We start from the raw sequence: 18,117 nt of genomic DNA, 5'->3' as shown, positions 1-18,117 counted from the left end.
CCGCCGCCGGGGCGAGGCCTGGCCGCGCCCCGGCCCGGGTTCAGGACCGGAGGACGGCGCCGAGGTCGCGGCGGCGGACGGCGGCGCCGTGCGCGTACGCGCCGAGCAGGGTGCAGACGGCCAGCCCGGCGGCCAGCGCCACGGGCGTGAGGAGTCCCGGCGCGTAGTCGCCGACGGGCAGGCCGCCGGCGTACGAGGACAGGTCCACGCCCGGCCCGAGCGCGACCGGCAGCCCCAGGCCGAGAGCGAGGCCCGCGGGCGCCGTGACGAGGACCAGGGGCAGCAGCTCCAGCACGGTCAGCCGCCGGGCCTGCCTCTCGGTCAGCCCGAGCGTGCGCAGCAGCGACATCGCCCTGGCCCGGTCGGGCGCCCCGGCGACCAGGGACAGGACGATCGCGGCCAGCGCGTACGCCCCCAGCGCCACCGTCACCACGAGCAGCGTCGAGCGGACCGTGCCGGTGAGGGGATCGGCCCGGATGGCGGCCAGCGCCTGTTCCTGGGTCTCCACGGTGGCCGAAGGGACGAGCCGCGCCAGCTCGGCGGGCGAGACGTCGCCCCTGATCAGCAGGGTGTTCGCGGCGGGCCACGGCAGCACCTCCCGCGGCACCAGCAGGAACGGCCCGCCGGGACGGAACCCCGGAAGGGAGTCGATCACGCCCTGGGTGGTCAGCTTCGCCGGGGACAGCCACATGATCTCGAAGGTGCCCCGCTCACCCAGGCCGGGTGAAAGCAGCGCGGACGTGCTCCCCTCCAGCGTGGGCAGGGTGATGGGCGCGTCGCCGATGACCCGCCGCCACTCCGGCAGGTCCACCGCGATGGCCACGGGCCGTTCCCCGGTGGGCCGGATCTGCGCCCGGCCCGTCAGCGCGAGCGCCACCTGCTCGACGCCGGGAGCCCGGCGTACCCGCTCGATAGCGGCGGGCGGGATGTCCTCGTCCGACGTCAGCTTGATCGGCGCGCCCACCCGCTGCCAGGACGCGACCCGCTGCGTGGTGGCGATCCCGTCCGAGATCACCGCCGCGAACACCGACACGCTCAGCGCGGGCAGCAGGACCAGCACCGGCAGCACGCCGGCGGACCGCGCCCTGGCCGCCAGGGTCAGCCCCAGGAACGGCACGGCCGCCCGTCCCCGCGCGGCCAGCCGGACGAGCAGCCGCAGCGGGTACGGGTAACAGCGCATGGTGATCAGCGCGGCGGCGAGCGTCAGCGCGACCGGGATCAGCAGCAGGAACGGATCGCGCTCCGCGGAGCCGGACAGCCCGCGGGCCCGCAGCAGGTAGGCCCCCGCCAGCGCGAGCACGACGACCAGGGCCTCCAGCGTCAGCCGCCGCGCGGACGGCCGGACGGCGGCCACGTCGTCGCGGCGCTCGGGCAGCGGCGTGCGGTGGGCCACCACCAGCCGCGCCCCGGCGAAGGCCACGGCGGTGACGACCACGACCGCCGGTCCGAGGTGGGCGACCGGCGGCGCGGGCCCCGGCACGAGGAAGGACAGCCCGTACCCGGCCAGTGCCGCCGGGCCCACCGCGAACGCGGCCATCGCGGACCCCGCCCCCGCCACCTGCCACAGCGACCCGCCGCGCGCCCGCACCAGGGCCAGCGCGGGCGCCATCCGGTCGGTCAGCAGCCGCACGCCCAGCGCGATCACGCCGAGCGCGACCGCGAGCAGCCCGCCGAGCACCAGATACATGACGGTCCGCGCGGCGGACAGCCCGGCCTGGAACTCGTCGAGCACCTGGGGCAGCCCGGTGATCAGGCGGTAGCTGGTGGTGCCCGACCTCTCGACCGCCAGCCGCTGCCGGAACCCGGCGACCGCCGCGCCGGCCTCCGGCACGTCCAGCGCGCTCGCGGCCCGCCCGTCGACGGGGAGGACCCAGCGGTAGACGAGGTTGCGTGTCCTGCTGTTGAGCGCGGTGAGCCCTTCGTCGGGGATCAGCGCCGTGGTGTGGAACTCCTCCGGGCCTTCCAGCGGCACGACGTGGGTGACGTGCAGGATGTCGGGGTCGTGGTTCCAGGAGCGGTCGCCGGGGTCCTTCGCCCTGAAGACGCCGACGATCCGCACCGCGGCGTGGGCGCTTTCGCCGATCACTCTGGTCTGGCCGATCCGCAGGCCCATGACGCGGGCGGCCTCGTCCACGACGCCCACCTCGATCAGCGGGATGGTCACGCCCTCGTGGCCGGTGGTGGACGGCTCGCCGGGCTCGCGGCCCTGGATCCAGTCCACCCGCCGTCCGGCGTCGGACAGCCAGCCGAGGTTGACGAAGGTGCCGCGGGTCCCGGTGACGGGTGTGCGTACGGTCTTGGCGCTCACGTGGCCGTCCGGCCTGATCAGGGGGCGCAGCGCCGCCGGGAGGAGCCCGCGCCAGTGGCGGTCGCCGGCTTCGAATTGCGCGCGTTCGTGCAGGTCGCCGTCGAGGGTGACCGGCTGCCCGCTGACCGTCAGGTCGGTCTGGACGGCGTCGGCGGTGGCCAGCGACCGGCGCAGCGCCTCGTCGAACGACGCCTGCGTCAGCCTGGGCAGCCCGGCGACGAGCAGGCAGGCCACCGCCGTCAGCACGGCGAGCAGCGCCGTCGCGCCGGGGTGCGTCCGGACGCCGAGCACGGCGAGCCGCGCCGTCGCACCGCCGTGCGTCCGGAAGCCCAGCACGGCGAGCCGCCCCTTCACGCGGGCCCTCATCGCTCCTCCAGCGTCTGCCCGCGCCGCAGATGCCGCGCCAGCCCGGCCACGATCAACAGCAGCACCCCCGCCACCAGCGCCAGCATCGCGGCCGTGGCCGCCCACGGGACGTGGAACAGCACGCCGGGCGTGACCGCCGACGCCTGCCCGGTCAGCACGATGTGCGGCACCACCAGGTTCCCGACGACCACGGCGAGCGCGGTGCCGGACACCAGCGACAGCCCGACGACGAACGCCTGCTCCGTCACCAGCATCCCGAAGATCTGCCGGGAGCCGGCGCCGAGCGCCCGCAGGACGGCGAACTCGGCCCTCCGCTCCCGGGCCGCGACCACGGCGTTCACCAGGAACCCGAGCAGCGCGAACCCCAGCGCCGCGCCGAACCCGAGGACCAGCGCCCCGCGCAGCCCGCTGGCCAGCGGGTCGTCCCGCAGCTTCGCGGTCAGCTCGCCCCGGTCGACGACGGTCACGTCCCACTGGGGGTTCTCGCGCAGGATCGCGCGGGCCGGTGCGGTGTCGGAGGCGGCGAGCCACCATTCGGTCACGGGCCTGGGCGGCTGCGCCGCGGCCAGCTCCCGCGCCTGCAGCGTCTCCCAGTCGGCGAGCACGGCCTGCTGACCGGGGGCACTCGTCGGCATGCTCGCCACGACGCCGGCCACCTCCACCCGCAGGACCCGGCCGGCGAAGGTGGCCGGTCCGGTCTGGCCGACGCCCAGGCCGAGCGAGGCGGCCAGGCCGGGGGTGAGCACCACGGGCAGCGGTCCCGGCTCCCGCGACGGGCCGAAGGCGACGGCGCCGGAGGGCACCGGCACGTCCCGTCCGTCCGCGCTCAGCCCGGTCAGCCGCAGAGCGGTCCGCCCGTCCGTGACGAGGCCGCGCAGCGACAGCGGGTACGTGATCGCGCCGGAACGTCCGGCCAGCGGGGTCAGATCGAGCTCGACCCGGTTCCCGCCCGGCCGCAGCCCGCCGAGCGGCAGGTCGTGCCACGCGCCCAGCGCGTCGGACAGCACCAGCCGCGCCGGCACGGCGGCGCCCGCCTCGACCCGCACGGTGAGGGCGCGCGGCCGGCCGGGCAGGTCCAGCTTGCCGGCGCGGTCCCCGGGGAGTGCCCGGGACAACTGCTCGACCGTACGCGCCGACAGGTCGGGACGCAGGCCGAACAGCTCACCGAGCCGGGCGGCGTCGAGCCCGAGCAGCAGCGCGCTCTCGCCGCCCACCTCGGCCTGCCCGCGGAAGGCCGGGGAGGCCGCGGTGACGCCGGGCAGTGCGGTGAAGGCGGTGCCCCGGCCGAGCGGTCCCAGCTCGGGCCCGGCGGCCGGCCCGGACAGGCGCAGGTCCGCCCCCGCCCGGTGGACCGCCTGGTCGAGCTGTGAGGCCTGCCAGGTGGAGGTGGTGGCCATGGACAGGATGCCGATGGCGATCGCCATCGTGAGCAGCAGCGCGGGTCCCGCGTACCTGAGCGGCCGCCTGCCGACCTGCCAGGCCCCCAGCGCGGGGGCGAGCGTGGGTCTGCGCGACATCAGCCGCCCGGCCAGCCGCGACACGCGCGGCACCAGCCGCAGCCCCAGCATGCCGCCCGCGAGCAGGGCCAGCGCCGGACCGGAGACGATCAGCGGGTCGACGCCGAGGCCGCCCGCCGCCGTCCCGGTGACCGGCGCGCCGTAGTGCTGGAGCTGCCAGATCGCCAGCCCGGCCACGGCCAGCAGCGCCAGGTCCGCGCCCGCCCTCTCGATCAGCCCGCGCACGCCGCGGCCCCGCGCCGTCTGCTCCTCCACGTACGTGCGCCGCGCGCCGGCGAGGGCAGGCAGGGCCAGCAGCACGGCCGCGGCCAGGGCCACGCAGAACGCGACAAGGAACGCGCCCGGATCGGCCGCCGGCGTCAGGCGCACCCCCGAGGCCTCGATCCACGGCAGCCGGTGGACCAGCGCGAGCAGCGGCGGCGCGAGCCACGGCGCGGCGATCGCGCACGGGACCGCCACCAGCAGCGCCTCGCCTCCCGCCAGCGCGGCCAGGCGCGCCGTGCCCGCGCCGCGCGAGCGCAGCAGCGCCGTCTCCATGCGGCGGTGGTCGGCGAGCAGCCGCCCGGTGAGCATCGTCGTGTACGCGGCCAGCACCAGCAGTTGCAGCACCGGGACCAGCATGGTGGAGCGGGTCACCAGGGACGCGGTGGCGAGCTGGGTGAGGATGCCGGGCAGCCGGCCGGCGGTCAGGCAGTTCACGCAGCCCGCCGCCGTCAGCCGCTCGCGCACCTGGCCGAGCGCCTCCGCCAGCGGGCGCAGGCGGTCGAGCGTTAACGTGCCGAGGTCCGGCTCCGCGGTCCAGACGGCCCTGACGTTGGTGGCGAAGCGCGCGGTGAACGTCTCCCGCGCCACCATCAGCGGCCCGTAGGTGGTGTAGTCCCCGTGCTCCACGCCCCTGCTCAGCAGTTCCTCGCCCGCCCAGCGCTCGTCGGCGGGGTCGTGGAGCTGGAAGACGCCGACGACGCGGACCGTGACGGGGCGGTGGTCGAGCCGCCCCTCCGTGACGAACTCCCGGCCGGCGCCGAACCCGGTGGCCGAGGCCGCGGGCAGCGGGATCGCCGCCTCGACGACCGGCCCGCCGGTGCGCGGCCACCTGCCGGAGACCAGCCTGGCGTGCCGGTCGAGCCCGTCGTGGCTGCCGAACCTGAGCAGCTCGGGCGCCTTCTCGCCGTCCTGTCCCGGCATGACGTACGAGTCGGAACGGAGGCTGACGGTGAGGGCCGGGGGTGTGGCGTGGATTCCGGTCAGCACGTCGCGCACGGCCCGGTCGTACCTGGGGAGGGTCTCGGCGGTGACCAGCGAGCTGATCGTGGTGGTGGTTTCGCGGTACGAGGCCGTCTCCATCGCCCGGCGGACACCGGCGTCCCCGATGGAGGAGACGTACATCGTCAGCGCCACCAGCGTGGTGGTCGCCAGCAGGATCGACCCGAAGGCGGCCAGGAGGAGCAGCGGCTCGCTGAACGCCCTTCTGACGACCAGCGGCCCCCGCATCCGTCCCCCTTCACCCCGTTCAGTGAACCTTCGGGGCATGGTGGTGGCGAAGCAAGGGTGATCTCTCCAACGGTGACGCACCTGATACGCCGGTGTGATACCGAAACCGTGACACGACTCCGCATGACCATCGGGTTCGCCGGAAAGGGTTGGCCCCGGCGCCTTCCGTGAAATATGTTCATGCTGCTGAACAACCCCCCCTTTTACCTGGAGGTCACCGGTGACGTCGGGAGGCCGGTCCGCGGACGAGCCCCGTCAGGAGCTCGTGGGCGCGCGGATGCGCCAGTTCCGCAAGGAACGCGGGATGACACTGCGCGGCCTGTCGGCCGGTTCCGGCCTGTCGATCGGGTTCCTCTCCCAGGTGGAGCGCGGGATCTCCACCATCGGGCTGGTCGCGCTGAACAGCGTCGCGGCGGCGCTGGACCGGGGCGTCGCCGAGTTCTTCGACGACTCCCCCGGCCACCAGCCCGGACGGGACGCCGAGCGGCTGCCGGAGCATTTCACCCTCACCCGGGCCCAGACGGCGGCGACCGAGTACGTGTCGGGGGCCCAGACGTACCGGATGCTGTCCTCGCGCGGGCCCAGCCTGGTGCTGGAGCCGCTGCTGGTGCACATCGCGCCGGGCGGGCGGCGGGAGCCGGCGTACGGGCACTCCGGGGAGGAGTTCGCCTACGTGCTGAGCGGGGAGTTGCTGTACGAGGTGGACGGGGTGGAGCACCGGCTCCACCCCGGCGACAGCGTCCACCTGCGCTCGACGGTGCCGCACAGCATGTACAACGACACCGACGAGGTGACGACGGTGGTGTCCGTCGTGACGCCCAGGCTGTTCTAGACGCTCAGATCAGGGTCCTGGCCGACCACAGCTCCGGGAAGATCTCGCGGCGCAGCGACCGCTCCAGCCAGCTCGCGCCGCTCGACCCTCCGGTGCCCGTCTTCGCGCCCATCGCGCGGCGGACCACCATGAGGTGGAGGGTGCGCCACCGCATGAACCCCTCGGCGACGTCGGTCAGCGCCTCGGCGAGCTCCCAGAGGTGGTCGCCGGCGCCGCGCTCGGCGTACACACGGGCCCAGGCCTGCTCGACCAGGGGCTCGGGCTGGTACGGCTGAGCCGGGTCGCGCGCCAGGGTGGTGGCGGGGATCTCGTAGCCGAGCCGGGCCAGCACGGACAGGGCGACGTCGTACAGGCTGGGCGCGCGCAGCGCCGCCAGCAGCTCGCCGTGGGCCTCGGGATTGCCGCGGTGCACCCGCGCCAGGGACTCGGACTTGTCGCCGAGCAGGAACTCGACCTCGCGGTAGAGCGCCGACTGGAACCCGGAGCCCTCGCCGAGCGCCGGCCGGAAGGCGTTGAACTGGCGCGGCGTGAGGCGGTTCAGCGGGCGCCAGGCGGTGTTGACCACCTCCAGGTAGGCCGCCGCGCGGGCGATGGCGGCGGTCGCCGGGGGCAGGTCGGGGGTGCCGAGCAGGCGGGCGGCCAGACGCAGTTCGGTGCGCACCAGGCCGAAGTAGAGCTCCATCACCTGAGTGGTCACCAGGAAGGCGGGCTCCTCGGGCGCGTCGGTGCGCGCGCCCGGCAGCGCGCGCAGGGTGTCCGTGCCGACGTACTCGTCGTACGGCGTGGCTTGCGCGAAGCTCAGATTGGGGGTCACCATCGCTTCCTCCTCGTTCACCTCAATGTTCACCGAAGACGAACTGTGATGAAATGGCATGTCGAAGGCGTTGGGACGGGGAGACTTTCCGTTCTCAAAGCAGGACCGCGGGTTCGCCTTCACCGCTGCCGAGAGTGATGGGTGGGTGCCGTGGACGCGATGGACTGGGCGATCCTTACCGAGCTGCAGGCCGACGCCCGGCTCTCTTTCAGCGAGCTGTCCCGGCGGGTGCACCTGTCCTCCCCCGCCGTGGCCGAGCGGGTGCGGCGGCTGGAGGAGACCGGGGTGATCGAGGGCTACCACGCGCACGTCGACCTGGGGCGGGCCGGGCGTACGGTGCGGGCGCTCATCAGGATGTCCTGTTACGGGGCGCGCTGCGTGCTGCGCCACGAGGAGGCGCTGGAGCAGCCGGAGATCGTGCAGGTGTACCGGGTCACCGGTGACACGTGCTGCCTGCTGGTGGTCGCGCTGGCGTCGATGGCGGACTTCGAAGGGCTGATCGACCGGCTGGCTCAGTACGGGCGGCCGTCGAGCACGATGGTGCTGTCCAGCCCCGTGCGGTGGCGGCCGGTCACGGAGCTGCCCTGAGCCTCGCGGCGATCAGCTCGGCGGTGGCGTCCCAGATGGGGGCGGCCGGGTCGATCACGTCGAAGTGGTCGCCGGGGCGTTCCAGGTAGGTGACGTCGTCGTCCGTCCCCGCGGCGGCGTACCGGCGGTTGAAGTCCACCAGGTCCGGGTCGTCCTGGGCGCCCTGCACGACGAGCTGCGGGCCGCCCAGCGGGAGACGGGCCAGCGGGCTGGATCTGGCGTACTCCTCCGGGATCTCGGTGCTGCGGCCGCCCAGCGCCATGGCGGTCGCGCCGCCGCTGAGGTCGCGCAGGTCGCATTCCACCAGGTCAAGCAGCCCGGCGAGGGAGACGGCCAGCGCGGGGGCCGGGCGTCCCGACTGCCACAGGTCGGCGGCCAGGCGCAGTGCGAGCTGACCGCCGGCGGAGTGGCCGATCACGGCGACGCGGGCGGGGTCGAGGTCCGAACGGTCACCGAGCGGCCGGTCGGGGTCCGGCAGGGTGCTGAGCGCCGTGTAAGCGGCGGCGACGTCGGACACGGTCGCGGCCCAGCCGTGCCTGTCCGGGCGGCGGTACTCCACGTTCCACGCGGCGAATCCGCGGGCGGCCAGGTCGGCGGCGAGGGCGTCCATGAGGTCGGCGGCCCAGATGGACCGGTAGAAGCCGCCGTGTAGCAGCATCGCCACGGGGGCGGGCCGCGTCCCCGGCAGGTGGAGCTCGCCGTACTGGTCGGGGTGCGGGCCGTAGGGGACGCGGCGGGGCCGGGCCGCCGCGCGGTGCACGACGTGCCGGATGGCCCAGGTCAGGCCCTGTGCGCCGCGCCCGTACAGGTGGGTGGCGCCGCCGGCCGGGTGCGGGCCGGTCACCCCCAGGTCCAGCCAGACCAGCCGCGACGCGTACGGCCTGGGCGGATCCATCAGGCCGCGCACCTCAGGATCGGCGCCGGGCAGCGCGACCACCAGTCCGTCCGCTCCGGCGGCGTCCAGGGCGACCTGGAAGGACGGCGTGTCCGGCGGCGAGACCACCCGCCCGGCGACCCCGAGCGCCGCGAACTCGCGCCCGGCCAGCTCCCCGAGCAGCCCGAGATCCGCGACGAGCCCGGGGGCGGTGAGCACGGTAACAGTCGTCATGACGTCGCGGACCTCCCCATCGTGACAGCCGTCATCGCGCCGCCACGCCCGGCGTCGGCACGGCCTCGTGGTGGTCTGATCGTGTCGCCGCGCCCGGCGTCGGCACGACCCCGTGGTGGTCTCATCGCGTCGCGGGCCTCAGCATGGGGACGACCTCCGCCCCGATCAGGGAGACGCCCTGATCGTCGGTGAGGCCGTGCGGGGTGCCGAACTCGACGCGGTGGACGCCCGCGTCGATCAGGCGCTGTGCCTGGGCTGCCACCTGGTCGGGTGTGCCGGAGAACGCGAACAGGTCCAGCAGGTCGTCCGGGATGAGCCCGGCCGCCTCGTCGTGGCGTCCCGCCGCGGTCTCGGTCTTGACCCGTGCCAGCAGGTCGGCGGGGACGTTCGCGGTGGGGTCCAGGTCGGCCACGACGGCGAGGTACATCGCCACCTCACGCCGGGCCTTCGCGCGGGCGGCGGCGCCGTCGGCGGCCACGACGGTGACCGCGCCGAGCACGATGCCGACGTCCTCGGCGGACCGCCCGGCCTGTTCGGCACCCGGACGCAACCGCTCCCTGATCACCGGCACCATCGCCGGGTTGGCGCTGCCGCCCACCTTGATCTCGTCGGCGAGACGTCCCGCGAGCGCCGCGCCGCGAGCGCCCCAGGCGCCGATCAGCAGCGGCGGGCGGGGACGCTGTACGGGGTAGCGCAGCGCGGTGCCGGGCGCCAGCGTGAACACCTCGCCGGAGAAGCCGGAGGTGTCGCCGCCGAGCAGCCGGTACACGACCTCGGCGCACTCGGCCAGCGCGGTCAGCGGGCGCGGCTGCGCCAGCCCCACCTCGCCCAGCCAGGTGCCGCGGGCCAGGCCCAGGTAGGCCCGCCCGCCGGAGGCCAGGTCGAGCGCGGCGACCTGGCCCGCGATCTCGTACGGGGCCATCGAGTAGGGGTTGAGGCAGGCCGTGCCCAGGCGCACCCGGGAGGTGGCGGCGGCCATCTCCAGCAGCGGGAAGATGGGCGGCTGGTACATCAGGTCGCCGAACACCGACACCACGTCGATGCCGTGCTCCTCGGCGATGCGGGCCAGCCGGGCGTAGTCGCCCGGGCGCTTGTCGCTCTGCAGGCCGATGCCGATCTCGAAGCCGCGGCTCATGTGAGGTCCGCCGAGTTCATCGGGCGGCGCCGGACGCGCTCCAGCCGCATGGTGAGCCGCTCCTCCGGGTCCGGGCAGCAGAACAGGGTGTCGCGTTCCAGCCAGTCCCCCGGGCCGAGGTCGCGCTGTTTGGCGGCCAGGAAGGGCAGGACGGCGGCCAGGGCCCAGACGCAGAAGTGGCGGCCGTCGGGGATCCGCAGGTGGGCGCTGTTCTCCAGCTCGAAGTAGTCGCCGACGGCCATGCCGCAGACCGAGCGGCCCTCGATCGTGTCGACGGTGACCCGCAGGTCGTAGAGCTCCATGTCGGTGTCGCCGGTGGTCATGCTCCCTCACTCAGCAGCTCGGCGTGATGGTGGGCGATCAGCCAGCGGCCGCGCGTGTGCCGGAGCACGTCGGTGACCCTGGTGTGCTGGGCGGGGGCGCCGTGCGGCTCGGCCACCAGGACGTACCGGGCCACGCCCACCTCTCCCCAGACGTCGATGCGCTTGTCGCGGGCGGTCAGCGTGTCCATGACCGGCCGGCGGCCGGCGCCGTCCCGGGCGTCGCGGTAGGCGTCCAGCTCGGCGCGGGTGCGCAGGGGGCCCGGCAGGTGGGTCTCCCAGGTGGTCACGTCGGGGTGCAGGTGGCCGTCGAAGCGGGCGCGGTCGCCGGCGACGAACGCGGCGTACATGTCGTCGATGGCGGCGGCGATGTCCGCCGCGGCGTCCAGGGTCACGGTGTCTTCCTTCCAGAGGTCGGGGGGCCGGTCCGCACGACGCGGCCGCCCTTCATCACCCAGTGGACGCCCCGGTACGCGGACGCCGCGGCCAGGGGGTTCTCGTCCATCGCGATCAGGTCGGCGTACCGGCCGGGTTCCACGGTGCCGATGTCGGCCTCGGCGCGGAGCCAGCGGGCGGGGCCCAGGGTGGCGGCGTGGAGCGCGCGGGCCGGGCCGATCACCTCGGCCATGTGCTCCAGCTCGCGCACGGTCGCGTTGGTGCCCTCGAACGACCAGAACGGCGGCATGTCGCTGCCGAGCAGCACCTCCACCCCGGCGGCCACCGCGGTGGCGAAGCTGTCCAGGTGGGCGGGGCCGGCGCCGAGCGAGCGGCACTGCATCCACTCCGGCACGCCCAGCTCGTCGAAGAACCCCTTGCACCGGGTGACCAGCAGGGTGGGCACCAGCGCGGTGCCGCGGGCGGCCATCCGGGCGGCCACCTCGGGGGTGAGCTGGTAGCCGTGCTCCACGCAGTCCAGGCCGAGCTCCACGGCCTGGGCGATCACGGCGGCGGGGCCGGCGTGCGCGGTGACCCTGCGGCCCCAGGCGTGCGCGGTCTCGATCACCGCCGCCATCTCGTCGGCGAACAGCTGGGGCGTGTCGATCGACTCGTGCTGTCCCGCGATGCCGCCGGAGATCATCACCTTGATGAGGTCGGCGCCGGCCTTGAGCTGGGCGCGGGTGCCGCGCCTGAAGCCGTCGACGCCGTCGCACTCCAGGGTGTCGGTGCCCTCGTGGCCGTGCCCGCCGGTGCAGACCAGGGCGCGCCCGGCGGTGAACATGCGAGGTCCGGGCACCCGGCCGGCCTCGATGGCGCGCCGGAGCGCGAAGTCGGCGTGGTCCTTCTCGGCCACGCACCGCACGGTGGTGACGCCGCAGTCGAGGGTGCGGCGGGCGCCGTCGGCCATGTAGAGGGCCAGCTCGTGCGGGTTCAGGTCCTTGACCTGGTCACCGCCGGCGCCGGGGAGGGACAGGGACAGGTGGGTGTGCATGTTGACCAGGCCGGGCGTGACGTACGCGCCGCCGAGGTCGACGCGGTCCACGTCCGTCCGGTCCGCCACCTCGGCCAGGATCTCCTGCCGGGTGCCCACGGCCGCGATGCGGTCGTCCCGTACGAGGATCCCGGCGTCCTCGACAGGGCTCGCCCCGTCGGCCACCCGGCCGTCGGCCACGGTGCAGCCGGTGATCACGACCGTGTTCATCGCATCTCCTTGAGCGTGGAGTCCCGAACCGTTGGGGGTGAGGAGGGCTTGAGCGTGGAGCCCTCTGCCGTCGGGCGTGGGGAGGGCTTGAGCATGGAGCCCTCTGCCGTCGGGCGTGGGGAAGGCTTGAGCATGGAGCCCTGCGCCGTCGGGGGCGGGGAGGGCTTGCGCGTGGAGCTCTGCGTCGTCAGGGGTGGGGAGGGCTTGCGCGGGGAGCCGCCCGCCGTCGGGCGTGGGGAGGGAACGGGGAGCGGCGCTGCCACGCCGTAGACGTCGCGGGCGGCCTTGGCCGAGACGTAGCCCTCGGCGACGTCGCGGCGGACCGCCTCGGGGTCACGCTCGCGCGGGTTGCCGTGGCCGCCGCCGCCCGCTGTCAGCAGCGTCACCCGGTCTCCCGGCTGGACCTTGACCCGTTTGGTGCTGACCCGCGCCTCACGGTCGGTGCCGGGGAACACGATCACCTGGTTCGGGTCCGGCTCCAGCCCGCCCATCAGGGCCCATGGCCGCGACCGCGTCTTCTTGATCACCGACAGGAACTCGCCCGGCGTGGTGAACCGGATCTCGCGCCGCAACCCCACCCCGCCCCGGTGACGGCCCGCGCCGCCCGAGTCCGTACGCATCTCCAGACGTTCGAAGAACATCCCGGTACGCGCCTCCAGCACCTCGACCGGCGTGTTGCGGGCCTGCGTCTGGGCCAGGTGGTTGGCGGGGCCGATGCCGTCGTGGTCCGGTGTGCCGCCCCAGCCGACGGCGTCGTTGTTGCTGACGGCGAACATCCGGCCGGTGTCGGGATGCGTACCGACCATCATGAAACCGGGCACGTCGCCCCCGGACGACGCAGGCAACCGGTCCGGCATGCCCTGCGCCAGCGCCTTGTAGATCAGCTCCAGCGCGACCGTGCCCGTCCACTGGGTGAACGTGGCCGCGGGGTAGATGGCGTGGAACAGGGTGCCGGGCTCGGCCCGTACCTCCAGCGGCGCGAAGTGGCCCGCGTTGGTCTCCTCCCACGGGGTGGTGATCGCCTTGAACGCGACCCGGCAGGTGGCGATGGTGGCGCCCAGGGGGAGGTTCACCGGCCCGGGCGTCATCGCGGCCGAGCCGTCGAAGTCGACCGTGAAGCGCCCGTCGGCGATCGTGACCGTGACCCGCATCTTGACCGGGTCCTCGGTGATGCCGTCGTCGTCCAGCCAGTCCTCGGCCGTCCACGTGCCCTGCGGCAGCGCGGCGACGGCGTCGGCGGCCGACCTGGTGGCGGCCTCGACGGCCCTGTCCACGGCGGCGGCCACCAGGGGCGTGCCGTACCGGGCGTGCACGTCGGCGAGGCGGCGCTCGCCGGTGCGCAGGGCGGCCACCTGGGCGTGCAGGTCACCGATGACCAGGTCCGGCATCCGCGAGTTGAACCGGATCAGCTCATGGATCTCCCGCACAGGCTCGCCCCGGGAGAACACCTTCGTACCCGGAAAAATCAACCCTTCCTGATGCATGTCCGTCGAATCCAGGACATAGCCCGGGTCCTTGGCGCCCAGATCCATCCAGTGCGCCCGCACGCACACGAAGCCCAGCAGCCCGGGGTCCCCGTACACCGGGGCGAACAGGGTCGCGTCGTAGGAGTGGGCCGCGTTCCAGTACGGGTAGTTCAGCAGCACCACGTCACCGGGCAGCAGGTTCTCCCGCCCCACGTACTCCACGCCCTTGCGGATGGAGTAGTCGTTCGCGCCGAGGAACCGGCTCAGCCCGGTGGCCTCGGCGACCAGCCTCAGGTCCGGGTCGTAGACCGAGATCCCGTAGTCGCGCACCTCGTAGATGACGGGGTTGAACGAGGTCCGCTCCAGGGTGGCCCGCATCTCCTCGGCCACCGCGACCAGATGACAGCGCACGACCTCCGCCGTCGCCCCGTCCAGCGCGATGCCAGAAACCCCGGCACCAGACCGCGCAGGCCCGGACACCCCGCCGTCCGACCGCGCGGATCCGGGCGTCGCGGGGTCCGGCCATGCGTGGCCGGACGCCGCGAGATCCGGCCGCGCATGGCCGGGCGTCGTGAGGTCCGGCCGCGTGGGATCCGACACCCCGGCATCCGGCCGCGCAGGACCGAGCGTCGCGGGGTCCGGCCGCGCATGGCCGGGCGTCGTGAGGTCCGGCCGCGTGGGATCCGACACCCCGGCGTCCGGCCGCGCAGGACCGAGCGTCGCGGGGTCCGGCCGCGCGGGGCCAGGCGTCGCGGGATTCGGCCGTGCGGGGCTGGGCGTGGTGGGGTCAGCCATCGTCCACGCCGTAGATTTCGCGGGCGGCTTCCGCTGAGACGTAGCCCTCGGCGACGTCTCGGCGGACCGCCTCGGGATCGCGATCGCGGGGGTCGCCGTGGCCGCCGCCGCCCGCTGTCAGCAGCGTCACGCGGTCCCCCGGCTCGACCTTGACCCGTTTGGTGCTCACCCGGGCCTCACGATCCGTGCCGGGGAACACGATCACCTGGTTCGGGTCCGGCTCCAGCCCGCCCTCCAGCGCCCACGGACGCGAACGCGTCTTCTTGATCACCGACAGGAACTCGCCCGGCGTGGTGAAGCGGATCTCGCGCCGCAGGCCCACTCCGCCCCGGTGACGGCCCGCGCCGCCCGAGTCCGTACGCATCTCCAGGCGTTCGAAGAACATCCCGGTACGCGCCTCCAGCACCTCGATCGGGGTGCTCCGCCCGGCGCTGCCGGAGACGTGGGTCGCGGCGTTCATGCCGTCGTGGTCCGGCGTGGCGCCCCAGCCGACCAGGTCGTTGTTGCTGACGGCGAACATCTGACCCGTGTCGGGATGCGTACCGACCATCATGAAACCGGGCACGTCACCCCCGGACGACGCGGGCACCCGGTCCGGCATGCCCTGCGCCAGCGCCTTGAGGATGAGCTCCACCGCCACGATGCCGGTCCAGAGCGTGAACGTGGGCTGCGGGTAGACGGCGTGGAACAGCGTCCCCGGCTCGGCGCGGACCTCCAGGGGCACCGTCGTGCCGTGGTTGGACGGCTCGTCGGGCGAGGTCAGCGACTTGAGTATGACCTTGCAGAGCGCGACCGTGGCGCCGAACGGCATGTTGATCGGGCCCGGCGTGGCCGGGGCGGAGCCGTCGAAGTCGACCGTGAAGCGCCCGTCGGCGATCGTGACCGTGACCCGCATCTTGACCGGGTCCTCGGTGATGCCGTCGTCGTCGACCCAGTCCTCGGCCGTCCACGTGCCCTGGGGCAGCGCCGCGAGGGCGGCGCGGGTGCGGGCCTCGCCGTCCTCGACCATGCGCTGGACGGCCGCGTCCACGGTGGGGCGGCCGAACTTGTCCAGGATCTCCAGCAGGCGGCGCTCGCCGGTGCGCAGAGCGGCCACCTGGGCGTGCAGGTCGCCGATGACCAGATCCGGCATCCGCGAGTTGAACCGGATCAGCTCATGGATCTCCCGGACAGGCTCACCCCGGGAGAACACCTTCGTACCCGGAAAAATCAACCCTTCCTGGTGCATGTCCGTCGAATCCAGGACATAGCCCGGATCCTTGGCGCCCAGATCCATCCAGTGCGCCCGCACGCACAGGAACCCGACCAGCGTGCCGTCGGCCTCCGGGTCCGCGGGATCCGGCTGGAACACCGGGGCGAACAGGGTCGCGTCGTAGGAGTGGGCCGCGTTCCAGTACGGGTAGTTGAGCAGCACGATGTCGCCGCGGTGCAGGTTCTCCCTGCCCACGTACTCCACGCCCTTGGCCAGCGAGAAGTCGTTCGCCCCGAGGAAGAACGTCAGCCCGGTGGCCTCGGCCACCAGCCGCAGGTCCGCGTCGTACATGGACAGCCCGAAGTCGTGCACCTCGTAGATCACCGGGTTGAACGAGGTGCGGATCAGGGTGGCCCGCATCTCCTCGGCCGCGGCCAGCAGGTAGCTGCGGACCACCTCGGCCGTCGCGCCGTCCAGCCGCACGTTCGCCTCGCTCATGCCCGAGCCTCCGGAGTGAGAGTGACCAGCAGATGACCGAAGGGGTCCACCTGGACGCGCTGCCCGGAGTGCACGACCGTGGTGGAGGTGCCCTCGTCGATCAGGGCGGGACCCTCCAGTGCGTCGCCCGGCTCCAGCTTGGCCCGGTCGTACACGGCGAACTCCGTCACCGCCCGCGTCCCGAAGTCGTAGGCGTCCCGCCGGCCGGTGCGGGCGCGGCCGGGGTCGCCGTCGCCGGGGGCGTGCCGGGGCAGCTCCGGCTTCTCGATGCGCCCGATGCCGCGCACCCGCAGGTTCAGGATCTGCAGCTGGTTGTCCATGACGTGCCCGTACCGGGCGTGGTGCAGCTCCTCGAACGCGGCCCGTACCACGTCGGGGCGCAGGTCGCGGCCGACGGGGACCGTCAGCGAGTGCTCCTGGCCGAGATAGCGCACCTCCATGGCGCGTTCCAGCACGGCCTGCCCGGCGGGGATGCCCTGCGCGGCGAGCGAGGCCGCCGCCTCGGTCGCGGCCTCGGCGAACACCGACTCCAGCGCGGCCAGGTCGGCGTCCTCCAGGGTGACCATGACGGTACGCGACACGTCGTCCACGATGTCGGCCGCCAGCATGCCCCACGCGGAGAACCCGGACGGCGCGAACGGGACGATCACCTCGGGGATGCCCATCTCGCGGGCGAGGAGCGGCGCCAGCAGCGGCCCGGCGCCGCCGAACGCCAGCAGCGAGAAGACCCGGAGATCATGGCCCCGCTCGACCGTGATCTGCCGGACCGCGCCGACCGTCCTGGCCAGCAGCACGTCGAAGATCCCGGCCGCGGCGGCCTCGACGCCGAGCCCGAGCGGCTCGGCGATCTGCTCGCGCAGCGCGTCCCTGGCCGCCTCGTCGTGCAGGCGCATGTCGCCGCCGAGGAAGCGGTCCGGGTCGACGTAGCCGAGGGTCACGGCGGCGTCGGTGACCGTGGGCCGGGTGCCGCCGCGGCCGTAGCAGACCGGGCCGGGGTCGGCGCCGGCGCTCTGCGGGCCGACCTTGAGCAGGCCGCGGTCCAGGTGGGCGACCGAGCCGCCGCCCGCGCCGATGGTGCGGATGTCGTAGGCGGGGATGAGCAGCGGGAAGTGCTCCAGCTTCGCCTCATAAGCCGCCACCGCCGCGCCCCGCTCGATCACGCAGGTGTCCAGCGACGTGCCGCCGATGTCGAAGGTCAGCAGGTTGTCGCGGCCGAGCGCGGCGGCGACGTGCGCGGCTCCGACGATGCCGCCGGCCGGGCCGGACAGCACGGTGTGCATGGGCGAGGTCTTGGCCACCCCCGAGGTCATCGAACCGCCGCCGGACCGCATGATCAGGAACCGGCCGTCGAAGCCGTCCTCGGCCAGGCCCGCCTCCAGGCGGTCGACGTAACGCTCGAAGATGGGGCGGATGTAGGCGTCCAGGACGGTGGTGCTGGTCCGCTCGTACTCGCGGTACTCGCGCACGATGTCCGTCGACACCGACACGGTGACCTGCGGGTACGCCTCGCGGATGAGCCGCGCGGCCTGCTTCTCGTGCTCGGGGTTGAGGTAGGAGTGCAGGAAGCAGACCGCGATCGTCCGGACCCCCTGCTCCTCCACCAGGATCCGGGCGGCCTCCCGCACGTCGTCCGGGTCCAGGTCCTCCACGACGCGGCCCTTGTAGTCGAGCCGCCCCCGCACCCCGATCGTGGCGGCGCGCCGGACCAGGCTCTCCGGGCGCTGGTACTGGAAGTCGTACATGTGGTCCGAGGGCACGTTGCCCCGGCCCAGCAGGAAGACGTCGCGGAAGCCCTCGTTGGCGATGATCCCGGTGGTCTCGCCGCGCCGCTCCAGCACCGCGTTCAGCCCGAGCGTGGTGCCGTGGATGAACAGCTCCACCTCGCGCAGGTCGGTGCCGAGCAGTTCGACGACGGTGAGCACGCCCTCCCAGGGGCGGGCCGGGGTCGTCGGCGCCTTGCGGAAGCGGACCGCGTGGGTGCGCGTGTCCAGCTCCATGGCGTCGACGAAGGTGCCGCCGATGTCGACGGCCAGCCTGATCGCGGGCAT

13 protein-coding genes are annotated in these 18,117 nt (G+C 74.0%); 2 read left to right on the top strand and 11 right to left on the bottom strand.

Annotated elements, in window-relative coordinates:
• Positions 1-40: 40 nt before the first annotated feature.
• Both AB0K05_RS34820 and AB0K05_RS34815 read right to left on the bottom strand, forming a co-directional pair.
• The gene (locus AB0K05_RS34820; RefSeq protein ID WP_364234921.1) at positions 41-2,674 is read right to left on the bottom strand and encodes an FtsX-like permease family protein; all 2,634 of its coding nucleotides are present in this window, start codon (positions 2,672-2,674) and stop codon (positions 41-43) included.
• Positions 2,671-5,682 (bottom strand): ABC transporter permease, encoded by a 3,012-nt coding sequence (locus AB0K05_RS34815; RefSeq protein ID WP_364234919.1) that lies wholly within the window; start codon positions 5,680-5,682, stop codon positions 2,671-2,673. Before AB0K05_RS34815 ends, AB0K05_RS34820 begins: the two co-directional genes overlap by 4 nt.
• Before the next feature lie 220 nt (positions 5,683-5,902).
• On the opposite strand from AB0K05_RS34815, the gene AB0K05_RS34810 reads away from it, so the two are divergent.
• Entirely contained in the window at positions 5,903-6,514 is a 612-nt protein-coding gene (locus AB0K05_RS34810; protein WP_271276375.1) for a cupin domain-containing protein, read from the top strand.
• A gap of 4 nt (positions 6,515-6,518) precedes the next feature.
• Here AB0K05_RS34810 and AB0K05_RS34805 read toward each other — a convergent pair whose 3' ends face one another.
• Complete coding sequence (locus AB0K05_RS34805) at positions 6,519-7,331, bottom strand: tryptophan 2,3-dioxygenase family protein (protein WP_364234917.1); 813 nt, start codon at positions 7,329-7,331, stop codon at positions 6,519-6,521.
• Between the two features lie 156 nt (positions 7,332-7,487).
• On the opposite strand from AB0K05_RS34805, the gene AB0K05_RS34800 reads away from it, so the two are divergent.
• On the top strand, positions 7,488-7,916 hold the full coding sequence (locus AB0K05_RS34800) for an Lrp/AsnC family transcriptional regulator (RefSeq protein ID WP_219546296.1): 429 nt from the start codon (positions 7,488-7,490) through the stop codon (positions 7,914-7,916).
• Here the strand turns inward: AB0K05_RS34800 and AB0K05_RS34795 are convergent.
• From AB0K05_RS34795 to AB0K05_RS34760, 8 genes are all read right to left on the bottom strand, one after another.
• Positions 7,900-9,024: an alpha/beta hydrolase gene (locus AB0K05_RS34795; RefSeq protein ID WP_364234914.1), complete on the bottom strand. Its 1,125-nt coding sequence runs from the start codon at positions 9,022-9,024 to the stop codon at positions 7,900-7,902. The genes AB0K05_RS34800 and AB0K05_RS34795 overlap by 17 nt on opposite strands.
• A 121-nt stretch (positions 9,025-9,145) precedes the next feature.
• The gene (locus AB0K05_RS34790) at positions 9,146-10,159 is read right to left on the bottom strand and encodes an LLM class flavin-dependent oxidoreductase (RefSeq protein ID WP_271276378.1); all 1,014 of its coding nucleotides are present in this window, start codon (positions 10,157-10,159) and stop codon (positions 9,146-9,148) included.
• Positions 10,156-10,482 carry a TIGR04076 family protein gene (locus tag AB0K05_RS34785; RefSeq protein ID WP_148033081.1) on the bottom strand — a complete coding sequence of 109 codons (327 nt, stop codon included), beginning with the start codon at positions 10,480-10,482 and terminating at the stop codon, positions 10,156-10,158. Before AB0K05_RS34785 ends, AB0K05_RS34790 begins: the two co-directional genes overlap by 4 nt.
• Positions 10,479-10,874 carry a nuclear transport factor 2 family protein gene (locus AB0K05_RS34780; protein WP_219546257.1) on the bottom strand — a complete coding sequence of 132 codons (396 nt, stop codon included), beginning with the start codon at positions 10,872-10,874 and terminating at the stop codon, positions 10,479-10,481. Before AB0K05_RS34780 ends, AB0K05_RS34785 begins: the two co-directional genes overlap by 4 nt.
• A complete protein-coding gene (locus tag AB0K05_RS34775) occupies positions 10,871-12,118 on the bottom strand; it encodes an amidohydrolase family protein (RefSeq protein WP_271276379.1) in 1,248 nt (415 codons plus the stop codon). Before AB0K05_RS34775 ends, AB0K05_RS34780 begins: the two co-directional genes overlap by 4 nt.
• Positions 12,115-14,379, bottom strand: a complete 2,265-nt coding sequence (locus AB0K05_RS34770; protein WP_364234909.1) for a hydantoinase B/oxoprolinase family protein — start codon at positions 14,377-14,379, stop codon at positions 12,115-12,117. Before AB0K05_RS34770 ends, AB0K05_RS34775 begins: the two co-directional genes overlap by 4 nt.
• Positions 14,372-16,069 (bottom strand): hydantoinase B/oxoprolinase family protein, encoded by a 1,698-nt coding sequence (locus AB0K05_RS34765; RefSeq protein ID WP_364234907.1) that lies wholly within the window; start codon positions 16,067-16,069, stop codon positions 14,372-14,374. The genes AB0K05_RS34770 and AB0K05_RS34765 overlap by 8 nt, the downstream gene beginning before the upstream one ends.
• Positions 16,066-18,117: a hydantoinase/oxoprolinase family protein gene (locus AB0K05_RS34760; RefSeq protein ID WP_364234904.1), complete on the bottom strand. Its 2,052-nt coding sequence runs from the start codon at positions 18,115-18,117 to the stop codon at positions 16,066-16,068. Before AB0K05_RS34760 ends, AB0K05_RS34765 begins: the two co-directional genes overlap by 4 nt.

The sequence above is a fragment of the Nonomuraea sp. NPDC049486 genome (assembly GCF_040676925.1).
Taxonomy (GTDB): Bacteria; Actinomycetota; Actinomycetes; order Streptosporangiales; family Streptosporangiaceae; genus Nonomuraea; species Nonomuraea ferruginea.
Note: the sequence above shows the minus strand (reverse complement) of the source record. Positions and strands in the feature narration are given on the sequence as shown.